The sequence below is a fragment of the Flavobacteriales bacterium genome (assembly GCA_026129465.1).
Classification (GTDB): Bacteria; Bacteroidota; Bacteroidia; order Flavobacteriales_F; family PHOS-HE28; genus PHOS-HE28.
This window is the reverse complement of sequence record JAHCIA010000001.1, coordinates 819604-832289: the sequence shown is the minus strand read 5'-3', so window position 1 is coordinate 832289 and position 12686 is coordinate 819604. Positions and strand designations below refer to the sequence as shown.

The 12686-nt window shown below is 63.7% G+C and carries 11 protein-coding genes; 5 read left to right on the top strand and 6 right to left on the bottom strand.

What is annotated here, in order from left to right; genetic code table 11:
- The first annotated feature begins 7 nt into the window (after positions 1-7).
- The 5 genes from rpmG (at position 8) to rimO (ending at position 3216) form a co-directional block, all read left to right on the top strand.
- Positions 8-196 carry a 50S ribosomal protein L33 gene (gene rpmG / locus KIT10_03465; protein MCW5898306.1) on the top strand — a complete coding sequence of 63 codons (189 nt, stop codon included), beginning with the start codon at positions 8-10 and terminating at the stop codon, positions 194-196.
- Positions 197-219: 23 nt separating this feature from the next.
- On the top strand, positions 220-372 hold the full coding sequence (locus tag KIT10_03460; GenBank protein MCW5898305.1) for a DUF4295 family protein: 153 nt from the start codon (positions 220-222) through the stop codon (positions 370-372).
- A gap of 72 nt (positions 373-444) precedes the next feature.
- Positions 445-1398 carry a signal recognition particle-docking protein FtsY gene (gene ftsY, locus KIT10_03455; GenBank protein MCW5898304.1) on the top strand — a complete coding sequence of 318 codons (954 nt, stop codon included), beginning with the start codon at positions 445-447 and terminating at the stop codon, positions 1396-1398.
- 60 nt (positions 1399-1458) lie between these two features.
- On the top strand, positions 1459-1806 hold the full coding sequence (locus KIT10_03450; GenBank protein MCW5898303.1) for a hypothetical protein: 348 nt from the start codon (positions 1459-1461) through the stop codon (positions 1804-1806).
- 99 nt (positions 1807-1905) lie between these two features.
- Positions 1906-3216, top strand: coding sequence for a 30S ribosomal protein S12 methylthiotransferase RimO (gene rimO, locus KIT10_03445; protein MCW5898302.1), 1311 nt, complete (start codon positions 1906-1908; stop codon positions 3214-3216).
- An 11-nt stretch (positions 3217-3227) separates the two neighbouring features.
- Here the strand turns inward: rimO and KIT10_03440 are convergent, their stop codons facing one another.
- The 6 genes from KIT10_03440 to KIT10_03415 all read right to left on the bottom strand — a co-directional run bounded on the left by KIT10_03440 (position 3228) and on the right by KIT10_03415 (position 12465).
- On the bottom strand, positions 3228-3890 hold the full coding sequence (locus KIT10_03440) for a response regulator transcription factor (protein MCW5898301.1): 663 nt from the start codon (positions 3888-3890) through the stop codon (positions 3228-3230).
- Positions 3891-3987: 97 nt separating this feature from the next.
- Complete coding sequence (locus KIT10_03435) at positions 3988-7119, bottom strand: hypothetical protein (GenBank protein ID MCW5898300.1); 3132 nt, start codon at positions 7117-7119, stop codon at positions 3988-3990.
- A 320-nt stretch (positions 7120-7439) separates the two neighbouring features.
- Complete coding sequence (locus KIT10_03430) at positions 7440-8963, bottom strand: hypothetical protein (protein ID MCW5898299.1); 1524 nt, start codon at positions 8961-8963, stop codon at positions 7440-7442.
- A 119-nt stretch (positions 8964-9082) separates the two neighbouring features.
- A complete protein-coding gene (locus KIT10_03425; protein ID MCW5898298.1) occupies positions 9083-9289 on the bottom strand; it encodes a hypothetical protein in 207 nt (68 codons plus the stop codon).
- A 24-nt stretch (positions 9290-9313) separates the two neighbouring features.
- On the bottom strand, positions 9314-10228 hold the full coding sequence (locus KIT10_03420) for a tail fiber domain-containing protein (protein MCW5898297.1): 915 nt from the start codon (positions 10226-10228) through the stop codon (positions 9314-9316).
- The gene (locus KIT10_03415; protein ID MCW5898296.1) at positions 10225-12465 is read right to left on the bottom strand and encodes a hypothetical protein; all 2241 of its coding nucleotides are present in this window, start codon (positions 12463-12465) and stop codon (positions 10225-10227) included. Before KIT10_03415 ends, KIT10_03420 begins: the two co-directional genes overlap by 4 nt.
- Positions 12466-12686: the final 221 nt, after the last annotated feature.

Below are 12686 nucleotides of genomic sequence, written 5' to 3'. Positions count from 1 at the left end.
CTGAACCATGGCCAAGAAAGCGAAAGGCAACCGCATCCAGGTGATCATGGAATGCACCGAGCATAAGACCTCGGGGCAGCCCGGCACCAGCCGCTACATCACCACCAAGAACCGCAAGAACACCACCGAGCGCCTGGAGTTGAAGAAATTCAACCCCATCCTGCGCCGGATGACCGTGCACAAGGAGATCAAGTGATCGCCGCCTAAGACCCTACAGCCATGGCCAAGAAGACCGTTGCCACTCTTAAGAAGGAAGGCGGCAAGACCTATACGAAGGTCATCCGCATGATGAAGAAGGACTCCGGAGGATATTCCTTCGTGGAACAGGTCCTGCCCAGCGATGAGGCCGACAAGCTGATCGCGGGCAAGTAAGCTTCGTCACCCTGCTGGAAAGGCCGCCCCGCCGCATGGAGGGGAGGCCTTTCCGAGCATCAGGACCAGCCCATGGCATTGTTCGGACTATTCTCCAGGAAGGGATCCACCGCGGATGAAGCCGGCCGTGAAGCGCTGGACGCCGGTCTGCAGCGCTCGCGCGAGGGGATCTTCGGCCGGTTGGCACGTGCCATCGCCGGCAAGAGCCAGGTGGATGACGAGGTGCTCGACCAGCTGGAGGAGACCCTGGTCCAGAGCGATGTGGGCGTGGAGACCACGTTGAGGATCATCGACCGTGTGCAACAACGGGTGAAACGCGACAAGTACACCGGCACCGGTGAACTCAACACCATACTGCGGGAGGAGATCGCGGCGCTGATGAAGGATCCCGCTCCGATGGACCCCGCCATCAGGCCTTACGTGATCATGGTGGTGGGGGTGAACGGCGTGGGCAAGACAACCACGATCGGCAAGCTGGCGCACGCCTTCAAGCGTGAAGGCCGCAGCGTGGTGCTGGGCGCCGCCGACACTTTCCGCGCCGCCGCTGTGGACCAGCTCCGCATCTGGAGTGAGCGCGTGGGTGTGCCCATCGTACAGCAAGGCATGAACGCCGATCCCGCCGCCGTGGCCTTCGATACCGTGCAACACGCCAAGGCCAGGGGGGCCGATGTGGCGATCATCGACACCGCAGGCCGGCTGCACAACAAGGTGGGCCTGATGAACGAACTCACCAAGGTGCGCAACGTGATGCGCAAGGTGATCCCAGACGCGCCGCACGAGGTGCTCCTGGTGCTCGATGCCAGCACGGGCCAGAACGCCATCGAACAGGCCCGCCAGTTCACCAAGGCGACCGACGTCACCGCGCTGGCCCTCACTAAGATCGACGGCACGGCCAAGGGCGGCGTGGCCATCGGCATCAGCGAGCAGTTCAAGATCCCCATCAAGTACCTCGGGGTGGGCGAGGGGATCGATCATCTGCAGATGTTCGACAAGCAGGCCTTCGTGGAGGCATTGTTCAAGGGTTGATACTTGCCTGGCCCGGCTACGGGTCTATCTTCGGGCCGCACCCCAAAACCCTACTCCAGCATGGAACAGCAAAGCGCACCAGTACCGGCAGGTGAAGACAAGACCGTGGCCATTCTGGCGTACATCACCCTGATCGGGTTCATTGTGGCCATCGTGCTGCACAGCTCGAAGAAGACGGCGCTCGGCTCCTTCCATCTGCGCCAGATGCTGGGCATCGTGATACTCGGCATGGCTTCCTACGTTCTCATCTTCATCCCCATCCTGGGATGGATCGCCATCATGGTGCTCGGCCTCATCAACCTGATCATGTGGATCATGGGACTCATCGCGGCCATCAACGGGGAGTTGAAGCCAGCACCGGTCTTTGGCCCGAATTTCCAGAAGTGGTTCAGTGGCGCGTTCAATTGACCGGATGGAACTCCTGCGACGCCCTGCCACCAAGGCGGGGCGTCCGTCTTTCGGGTCCATGGGATCCGAGCACGCCCCGCCTGGGGCGATGAGCACAGCATGAAAGCCCGCACACGCAAGCGCACCAAGGTGAACGTCGTCACCCTGGGCTGCTCCAAGAACACCTTCGACAGCGAGGTGATGATGGCCCAGCTGAAGGCCAGTGGCATCGCCGTGGACCACGAGGCCGAACACAACGACCACAACGTGGTGGTGATCAACACCTGTGGCTTCATTGAGAACGCCAAGCAGGAGAGCATCGACACCATCCTCAGTTGGGCCGATGCCAAGGACCGCGGCGAAGTGGAGAAGGTGTATGTGACCGGCTGCCTCAGCCAGCGCTATGCGCCCGAACTTCAGGCGGAGATCCCCCAGGTGGATGCCTGGTTCGGCACACGCGACCTGCCCCGCCTGCTGAAGACGCTGAAAGCCGACTACAAGCACGAGCTGGTGGGGGAGCGGCTCCTGACCACGCCCGCGCACTTCGCCTACTTCAAGATCAGCGAGGGCTGCGACCGCAAGTGCTCCTTCTGCGCCATCCCGCTCATGCGCGGCAAGCACATCAGCACGCCCATGGAGCAACTCGTCACCAACGCCCAAGCGCTGGCAAGACAAGGGGTGAAGGAACTCATCCTCATCGCGCAGGACCTTACTTACTATGGCCTCGACATTTACAAGAAGCGCAACCTCAGCGAGCTGCTCGCGAAACTGAGCGATGTGGAGGGCATCGACTGGATCCGACTGCACTATGCCTTCCCTTCAGGCTTCCCGATGGAAGTGCTGGATGTGATGCGTGAGCGCAGCAACGTGTGCAACTACTTGGACATGCCCTTGCAACACGGCAGCTCCCGCATGCTCACCCGCATGCGCCGAGGCATCACGCAGGAGAAGACCGAGGCGCTGGTGAGCACCATCCGCGAGAAGGTGCCCGGCATCGCTATCCGCACCACCCTGATCGCGGGCTTCCCTGGTGAAACGCAAACCGACCACGACGACAACCTCGCGTGGATCGAACGCATGCGCTTCGACCGGCTCGGCGCCTTCACTTACAGCCACGAGGAGGACACCCACGCCCACACCATGGCCGACGATGTGCCCGCCGAGGTGAAGGAGCAACGCGCGCAGGAGATCATGGAGCTGCAGGGTGGCATCAGCCTGGAACTCAATCAGGCCAAGGTGGGCAAGACCTTCAAAGTCCTTGTGGATAAGGCCGAGGGCGGACACTACATCGCCCGCACCGAGTTCGATTCACCCGAGGTGGACAACGAGGTGCTGATCCCCTCCGAAGGGAACTACCTGCGGATCGGGGACTTCGCGGAGGTGCGGATCACCGAGGCGAATGAGCACGACCTGCGCGGGGTGGTGGTGTGATCCCGCCGGACCTACCTGCCGAAGTACCTGTTCACCGCCTCGGTGCGATTGCCCACGTGCAGCTTCTCATAGATCTTGTGGATATGCTGGCGCACGGTGTTCTCGCTGATGCCGAGTCGGTGGGCGATCTCCTTGTACAACAGCCCCTGCGCCAGATTCTCCAGGACCTCACGTTCGCGTTCGGTCAGTTGCGTCCCGGCCATTCGGTCGATCGCATCGCCTGGCCTAAGGTGTTCGACCACGCGGCGGGCCACTGCGGTGCTCATGGGGGCGCCGCCGGTCAACAACTCCCTTACCGCGGCGATGATCTCATCGGGCGTGCTGCTCTTGAGGATGTAGCCGTTGGCCCCGGCCTTCAACGCATCGAACACGCGCAGGTCGTCGTCGTGCGTGGTGTACATCAGGAACTGCGTGTGCGGCAGCATGGGGGCGAGTGTCCGCACGCATTCGATGCCGTTGATCCCCGGCAGACCGATGTCCATGATCACCACGTCCGGGGGTGCCATTGGCAGGTGTTGCAAGGCTTGCTCACCATCCTGGCATACGGTCAACAGCCGCAAGCCCGCCTCATCACCAAGCAGACCGGCCAGGGCTTCGCGCAGTATCGGGTCATCCTCCACCAGACCCACTGCTATGGTGCCGGCATGGGTGGGCCGCTGTGCTGCTTGGTTCATGGTGGTCACATGCATCATGGTGGACCGGTCCGGATGGGGATGCTGGACCCTGCGAAGGTGCCTGTGGGCAGCTGATCTGTCCAATAGAACATTTGTTCTACACGGTTTCGTCCGCGTTGTGCAGGGGCACCCTGCCGCGCACAAGGGTGCCTCGGCCTTGCATCGCCCCGTTCATTTCCAGTTGGCCACCCAGTTGCTCCATCCGTTGTCGCATGTTGCGCAAACCCTTGCCGCTCCCGGCATCAGCAGCGGGCTTCACAGGAGGGATCCCCATGCCTTGCCCATCATCCGCCACCTCCAGGACCAGTTCCCCCTGTTCCAAGCGCAGTCCGAGCACCACTTCCCGAGCACCGGCATGTTTCACCACATTGTGCAGGGCCTCTTTCACCACGAGGAAGACGTTCCGTCTCATTTCGGAGTTCACCTGTATGCGTGGCCAGGTGTCGGCCACCACCACCGTACAGCTGATGTCGTGCTCGCTCAGGTACTGCCGTGCGTAGTTCGAGCAATAGGCCACCAGGTCCTCCAGTGTGCCCTGTCCGCCATCCATGGTCCAAATGATGCGGCGCATGTTGCCCATCAATTCGCCGGCCATGGCCGCCAGTGATTCGAGCTGTGAGCGTTTCTGAGGGTCCTGCTCCTTGCGCAGGGCCAGTTCCGCGCGCAGTTTCAATCCGCTCAACCCGGCCCCCAGGTCGTCGTGCATGTCGCTGGCGATGCGCACGCGTTCGGCCAGCAAAGCCTGCTCCCGTTCAAAGGCGATGCGCTGTGCGGCCAGCTTTCGCCCAACATAGGAACGAACGGCCAGGTACACGGTCAGGCCGGTCGCCAGCAGGATGAAGCTTCGGAACCACCAAGTGGCCCAGAAGGGTGGCAGAATGGTCAGTTGTAGAACGGACGGGGCGGCACTCCAATGGCGGCCATCCAGCGAGGCGGTGATCTCCACGCCATGATCGCCCGCAGGCAGATCGATGAGGTCCAGGCGGCCGGTGGGCGACATGTCCTGGGGTTCCGGCGTGATGCCGGGAATGTGGTAACGGAAGACGATACCGCCCAAGCCACCGTGACCGATGGTGGCGGCTTGCACCACCACCGTGCGGCGGTCATAAGGCAGCCTCAGCGGGCCTTGGCCGGCCGAGATGCGCCCTTCGCCGCCGAGTACCTCCACAATGCGTACTTCGGGCACCGGCATGGGCGCCATGCCAGCGCCGATGGTCACCAACAGCAATTGGTCGTTGTTCGCCAAGGCCAGCCTGCCATCCTCCAGCAGCATTGCGCGGGACAGGAAATGCAGGGGGCTGATGCCTTGTGGTGGCTTCAATACGATGAAGCGCTCCGCATCCACGGGCAGGCGCGCCACACCGGCGGAAGTCACCGTCCAGATCTCGCCCTTGTCATCGGTGAGCACGGCACCGATGCGGTCACTGGGGAGACCTTCGCGCCGGGTCCAGTGCGTCACATGGTGCGTTCCAGGGCGGATGCGGTCAAGACCTCCCTGGTGGGTGCCCGACCAGATGCTGCCATCGGGTCCTTCGGCGAGCGCCATCACCACCGCATGGAACCCGTCGCTGCCCGGCTCCTGGTAGCGCGGATCGCCGGGGCCTTCGCCGCCGCGCAGGTGGATCAGACCACCGCCATCGTTGAGGCCCAACCAGACGTCGCCGTTGCGGGCCACCAGGATGTCGAGTATTCCGTTCATGGGCAGATGCCATGTACTGTCCTGGGCTTTGCTGTGGAAATGCACGGTCTCCCCATTGTTGGTGGCACGATAGACACCCCTGCTCCAGGTGCCCACCCAGAGCCTTCCATGGGCGTCTCGTTTCAAGCGCGTGATGGATGAGCGTCTCGATCCGTCGGGCAATTGATAACCCAGTTGGGCCAGCCGCTCCAGCGCTGGTCGCAGCGTGCCTTGGCGCAGGTCGAGCCAGTGCAGGCCCAGGCCCGAACCGATGAGGTACTGGTCCCGCTCCATGTGCAAGGCACAGGAAATTCGCCGTGCCCAGCGCCGCAGATCCGGTGCGATGTCGCCACTGTCCGGGAGTATTTGACGGACGGTGTTCCGCCGCAGGTCCACAGTGAGGAGCCCATGGTCCTGGGTACCCACCAGCAAGCTGTCGCCATGTTGGGCCACCACCCCCATCAGGGCGCTGCCCGGTATGGGCCTGACCACCTGCATGCCTTGCCGCCAGGGCGCCAGTAGGGCCAGACCCTCGGCCGTGCCGAACCAGCGAACGCCACTGCGGTCCATCAGGGTGGTGTAGGGGCCATTTTCCATCATGGCGCCTGGCAGTCCCGGCGTATCGTCGATCCGCTGTACGTCGGTCAGGTCCGCGTTCATGCGGTAGAGCCGGTAGGTCCATGTGCTCAGCCAGATGGTGCCGTCCGGATCCTGCGCCAGGAAACGGGGCGTGAACGCGATCCGCTCCCCGGCCAGGTGGTCCAACACGCGCATCGAACCCCGCAGGTCGGCATGCATCAGTGCGAGCGTTCGTTGATCGAACCAGAGCAGGCTTCCATCGGCAAGTGGCAGGGGCGAGCCGGCGTCCGCATCGGTGAAACAAGCCCACTCCAGAGGGTCATGGCCGGCGTGGTACCAGGCACTGGAGGGCAGGTGATGGAAGGCGAGGCCCTTTTCGGTGCCGAGCCAGATCCCGTGTCGCAAGGTGTCGCGCACCAGGGCGTGCTTGGCGATGCGTGTACTGGGTGGACCCACTCGTTCCACATCCGCATCCTCCACGTATCGCGCCTCTCCGCTCGCCGGGTCCAGGATGTAGAGACCCAACTCGGTGCTCACCCAGGTCAAGCCATCCACATCACAGAGCAGGTCTCGCACCCGGTTGGCACGTGTCACGTCGGCCTCGGCCGCAGGCAGGGCGTAGCGTTGGAAAGTGCTCCGCGAGGGATCCAAGCGGCTGACACCATTGGCGGTGCCCACCCACAGATGGCCGTGGCCATCCTCGGCGATGCAGTTCACCTGCTCGTTGGACAGGCTGTTGCGGTCATACCGGTCGTGGTGCCAGCTACGGATGCGCACCCCTTCATGGCGTGCCAGACCATTGTCCGTGCCCAGCCATACGAAGCCTTCCTGGTCCTGCGCCAATGCCAGCACCTGCCGGCCAGGCAGGCCGTCCTCCACGGTGATGCGGTCGAAATAGGGCTGCCGCTGCGCCCAGGCGGAGCAGGCGAAAGCCAAAGCGGCGAGAACGGTGAGTGGGGTTGAGCGGAGCACAGGACCGGACCGGTCCGCCTGCGTGCGGGCCACATCCCGGCGAACCGTTGTCGGGCGCAGGAATGTGGGCCGTTCAGGTTACGTGGACCTCGGAAGCAAGTTAACTGTGGCTGGCGTTTCTGTGCAAGATCGGCATCACGGCAGCTGCTCCACGCGCACCGCCGAAGGCACCGTGCCTCCGATGTTGCTGAGGATCGGATCGCGGTCGTTGGCGATGCCGGTGTGCTTTACTATGCCGTCCATTTTCACGTCCTCGGGCCAGCAACCTGTTTCCGCGGCCGAAGGCATCGGTCCACCGCAGTCTCTTCATTGCCAAATTCTTACCGCCCCACGCTCACCTTGATCCTTCCGCCGGGCCAATGCAGGGTGTACAGGCCGCTGGCGGCGCCCAGGTCCACCCACTGGCGGTCGGTGCCGCGCGGCATCACCCATTGGCGCACCAGGCGTCCGGCGCCATCGAGCAAGTGGATGTGCAGGTCCTCATCGGCATCGCTGCGGGCGATGGTGAACTGCCCCTGGTTGGGGTTGGGGAACACGGCGATGTCCACCGCAGGGCTGATCATCACCGGCACGGTCTGGCTCCAGGTGGCTGTGCCATCGTAGTCGGTCTGGCGCAGGCGGTAGTAACTCACGCCGGAGTATGGCCGCTGGTCATCGAAGGCATAGTGCAGGGTGGTGATGCTGGTGCCCGCACCCGGCACCTGGCCCACCTCCTCGAAGGTGATGCCGTCGCGGCTGCGCTCCACGGTGAAGAAGTCGTTATTCTGCTCGCTCACCGTGGCCCAGGTGCAACGCACGAAGGTGTTGTCCACGGCCTTGGCGTCGAAGTACAGCAGGCTGATGGGCAGCGGGGTGAGGTCGTAGGCCAGCGCCCAGATGTGTTCGTTCTGCGGGGCGATGCCATCGGAGAAGAGCACGGCGGGCACCAGTGCTTCGCGCAGTCCGGGGTTGCTTTGGCCGGGCAGCGGCGCCTGCCAGGTGCCGATGCTTTCCAGCCAGCGTTGCGCGCGGATGGGGCCGGGGCCTGAGAGGGGGTCTTCGGCTGGCAGGTGGCTCAGCAACAGGGTGCCGGTGAGGTCGGTATTGGGCAGGTCCACCAGCCAGAAGCGGTCGGCGGTGTTGTCGCTGTTGTCGGCCACGAAGTAGCCAGCCATGTGAGTGACCTGTTGCACGGCCGTGACCGGGTAGGGTGTGTTGTCGGGCGCGGTGGGATAGGTGGCCACGCTCAGCAGGGTGTTGGCGGGGTAAGGAGCGGCGGGGGTGAAGGCGAAGGGGAAGACGGCACCGGCGGCATCGCTGAAGGGTATGCGGTGCTCGCCCACATCGGCTCCCAACGCCCATTGGAAGCGGCTCAGCAGGTCGGAGGTCTCGCTAACGATGCTGCCGCCGGCATCCACCAACGCGGTGGCGGTGGGGTTGAAGAGGGTGAAGGTGCGACCGTTGAGCAGCAGGCGTGCACCATCGAGGGTGAGTGTGCCGGTGGGGGTGGTGGGCAGCCCGGCCACGGCATCCTGAAGCAGCAGCTTGTCGCCGCCTGTGATGGTGAGATGGCGGAAGTCCGTGACGCTGCCACCACCCACCTGCTGCACGTTGGCGCCGAAGAGCAGCACTCCGCCGCCGGAGGCAGGGGTGATGCCGCTGTTGCCGCTGTTGTTGGTCCAATCGCCGGTGAGGCGCAGCAGGCCGTCGTTGCTGAAGTTGGCGGCGTTCTGGAGTCGCACGCCGCCCTCCACGGTCACGGTCACGCCGCCCGTGAGGGTCACCGGTACGTTGTCGGCCGTGAGCAACTGCGCGTGGGCGTTGTATGCGAGCAGCGATGCGAGGAAGGTGAGGGTGGGTTTCATGCTGCTTGGGATGATACCGGAAAAGTAGGCGCCGGTCCGTGCCTTGGCAACAGGGAAAACCAGTAGGCCGTTGGCGTGCCGCCCGCCCTTGATGGCCCGCCCGGATGTTCCCATGGTCTTCATCGCGCCGTGGTGTTGGTGCCGACCGCGGCACGCAGGGTCTCCACCTCTATCAGCAGGCGCGCGATGGTCTCCCCCTGTTCATCCAACTGCTGTCGCTGGGCCTCTATCTGCTGCTGTTGTTCCTGCACGGCTTTCACCAGAGGCACCGTGAATGTGGCGTAGCGCAGGCCATAGTGGTCGGCGCTGTTCTTGGGGGCGTCCACGCCGCTGAATTCGTAGCCCAGCGCCTATGCGGCGTTTTCCACCTCCTGCGCGATGAACCCGGTGTGTACATCGGACAGGCCCATTGGGGCCTCGGTGTGGACGTTGATCATCTCGTTGATCAGGTCGCGGTCCAGGCGGTAGGTCACGGGCCGCAGGGCCATGATCAGGGCCAGGCCTGGCACGTTCTCCTGCACCTGGGTCTTGAAGGTGCCATCGCTCAGGTTGGTCCAGGCGGCGAAGCCACCGATGCTGGCGTTGCCGGCATTGCCGATCCGCACCTGGTTGTCAGCGGTGATCCGGCTCAGGTTGCCCACTGCCACGGAGTTGCTGTAGGCGGTGGCGTTGTTGCCATCGGCATCATAGCCTACGAAGGTGCAGGCCGCATAGCCGTTGGATGCGTTGCCGGCGCTCCAGCCCAGCGCTGCATTATTCGATCCCGCGATGTTGGCGCTGCCGGCAAAACGGCCGATGTAGGTGTTGCGCTCGCCCGTTTCATTAGCGATACCGGCACTGCGGCCCACGAAGGTGCCCTCGCTCGCACTGAGGTTGTTCTCGCCCGTGCCCACCCCCACAAAGGTGTTGTTGGCTCCAGTGGTGTTGCCCAGGCCGCTGAAGTAGCCGATGAAGGTGTTGGCGGCCCCGGTGTTGCTCTCGCCCGCGCGGTAGCCCAGGAATGTGCGCAATCCCCCATTACTGACCTCGCCTGCGGTCTGGCTGTTCACCATGAATTTGAGCGAGATGTTGTTGGTGCTGCCCAGCACATGCGCGGCGGTGATGGCGTTGCCGTTGAGGCTCCAGGCACTGGTCTGGGCGGGGGTCAACGCCTGCCAGCTGGCCGTGCCGTCGGCGGCGCTCACCAGCACGCGGCCGGCGGCCTGGTTGCCGTCCACCATGCGGATGCTGCCTGCCACATGCAGCCTTTGGGTGGGGGCGATCACCCGATGCCCACGTTGCCGTTGCCCAGGATGCGCATGCGTTCATCGAGGGGACCATTGGCACCGCCGCCGCCATGCACATGGAAACGCAGATCGCTCAACCCGGAGGTGGCGTTGGTGGTCACCGAGATGATCTCGCTGCCCACATCGCTCGCGTTGCCCGTGGAGTTGATCAGGGCGATGCCCGTGCCGGTGTTGTTGGCGGTGAAGGCGCTGCGCACGGTCATCACGCGGGTGATGGTGCCCGTGGTGCCCGCCACCACATCGAGGCGGGTGTTGGGGTTGGCATTGCCGATGGTGGTGTTGCCGTTCTTGAGGATGAGCAGGGCGTTGCTTCGTTCCGCAGCGTCCACCGCATCGTTGTTGTTGGCATCGATGGCGTTGCCGACCACCAGCAAGCGGTCGTTCGCATTGGCGGTCCTGAATTGCGTGGCGCCATTGACGCTGGGCGTGTACGCAGTGGCGCCTATTCCAAGGACGGTCTCGCCATAGCTGGATGCTACATGGTTCCTGCCGAAAGCAGAGCTCAGGACGCCACTGGCGGCAGTGAGAAAGCCCCAGGCCGTGGCCCGGTGGCCCGAGGCGTTGTTGTACTCCCCCCAGGCCGTGGCCTGCTCCCCCGATGCGATGTTGCCATTACCCCAGGCGGTGGCATGGAGTCCCGAGGCGGTGCTTTCCCTCCCCCAAACAGTTGAAAGGGCCCCGGAAGCGATGTTCATCATGCCCCATCCAGTGGCCATGTTCCCCGATACTTGGTTCATGAAACCCCAAGCAGTGGACATTACTTCGCTTGCCTGGTTCAAGCTCCCGAAAGCGGTGGAGTAGAGTTCGGTGGCTTGGTTGGTGCTGCCCCATGCGGTGGCGTAATTCTCTGTCGCTTGATTGCCGCCACCCCACGCGGTGGAACCATTCCCACTTGCGAGATTGTTGCTCCCCCAAGCCGTGGAGCGTATCGCCGTGGCTTGGTTCAGCCGTCCCCATACCGTCGTATTGTGATCGGAAGCGATATTGTCCTCGCCCCAGGCCGTGGCCAGGTAACTCGAAGCGCTGTTGCCTTCCCCCCATGCCGTGCTTTGCGTCCCGTTGGCCAAGTTCTCATAGCCCCACACCGTACCGAGATATGCCGCCGTGTTGCTCAAGCCCCACGCGGTGGATAACGCACCGGAAGCCACCGTCAGATCCCCCCAGGCGGTCGACCCATCTGCGGAGGCCGTGGTGTTCAGCCCCCATGCGGTGGAACGGACTCCGACACTGGCATCATCCCATTGCGCCCCCGCCACCTGCCCCGCCCGGAACGCCGCCTTGCGGGGGTGGAAGAACATGCGTGTACCCGGTCCGGCCAGGTCAAGCGTGGCGCCGCTGTTCAAGGTGCCGGTCACCTGCAGGCCATCGGTGCCTTCCACCCGCACGGCCCCGGCATCGGCGGTGATGGTGCGGCCTGCCCCCGGCCCACCGAAGTCGTAGGCATCGTCCAATGTTCCGCCGCCCAATCCACTGGGGTCGGTCCAGGTCGCCGTACCAAAAAAGTCGCTGACCATGACCCGCCCGGCGGCCTGGTTGCCATCCACCATGCGGATGTTCCCGACCACATGCAGGTTCTCCTCAGGGAAAATGGTCGCTATACCGATCTGGCCACTGGGTGCCATGTACAGATAGCGGTCGGATACAATGTTCCGTGGACGCAACCGGATCCCACCAGAGGTGAACCCTTGCTCACCAATGAGGTCCACATAGGTCAGGGAGCCTTCGTTGGTGCTGATCCTGAGGCCGGGGTCCATGAACGCGGACCGGAAGAAGGCATCGCCTTGCACATCCAGCCGGTGCATGGGAGCGTTGACGCCGATGCCCACGTTGCCATTGCCCTGTATGCGGAGCTGTTCCGTGTTGTTGGTACGCAATACCAAGGGTACGTTGTCCGTGGTGCCCACGAAATTGGTGGCGGCATTGGTGCCCGCGTTGCCGGTGGTGAGCCAGCCGGTGTTCAGAATGAAGGGCACCCACGCGCTGCCATTGTGGTACTCAAAGCGCTCGTTGGTGGTATTGAAGATGAGCAGGCTCAGTGCCGGCACTGGGATGCCATCGCGCTGGGCGGTGGTCATGCGCGGTACCAGCAGGCCCTTGTCGGTGCTGGTGAGGTCCAGCAGGGCACTGGGGTCGGGCGCAGGGTTGTTGATGCCCACACCTTGGGCGATCGATACGTGGCTGGCGATCAGGGTCAAGAACAGGATCAGGGAACGCATGGATAGCAGGCTTTGCCTGCGAAGGTCCCGGCTCCAATGGGCCGCCACAATAGAACATTCGTTCAATGCCGCGCGGAGGCCATTGCGCTAACGCCTCCGATACCGGTCCATCGCCTTCACGTGGTCCCTCACCTGCGGTCAGTGTTGGATGCTGCGCACGTGCTGTCCTACGGTGCCTTGGGTCATGCCCATTCGCTCGCCTGCGAATTCATTGGAGGTTG

Bases quoted from the DNA above. Each gene is read 5' to 3' on its own strand.
- KIT10_03430 (MCW5898299.1), bottom strand. From the start codon at position 8,963: ATGAAACCCACCCTCACCTTCCTCGCATCGCTGCTCGCATACAACGCC.
- KIT10_03415 (MCW5898296.1), bottom strand. From the start codon at position 12,465: ATGCGTTCCCTGATCCTGTTCTTGACCCTGATCGCCAGCCACGTATCG.
- KIT10_03450 (MCW5898303.1), top strand. From the start codon at position 1,459: ATGGAACAGCAAAGCGCACCAGTACCGGCAGGTGAAGACAAGACCGTG.
- rpmG (MCW5898306.1), top strand. From the start codon at position 8: ATGGCCAAGAAAGCGAAAGGCAACCGCATCCAGGTGATCATGGAATGC.
- rimO (MCW5898302.1), top strand. From the start codon at position 1,906: ATGAAAGCCCGCACACGCAAGCGCACCAAGGTGAACGTCGTCACCCTG.
- ftsY (MCW5898304.1), top strand. From the start codon at position 445: ATGGCATTGTTCGGACTATTCTCCAGGAAGGGATCCACCGCGGATGAA.
- KIT10_03460 (MCW5898305.1), top strand. From the start codon at position 220: ATGGCCAAGAAGACCGTTGCCACTCTTAAGAAGGAAGGCGGCAAGACC.
- KIT10_03440 (MCW5898301.1), bottom strand. From the start codon at position 3,890: ATGAACCAAGCAGCACAGCGGCCCACCCATGCCGGCACCATAGCAGTG.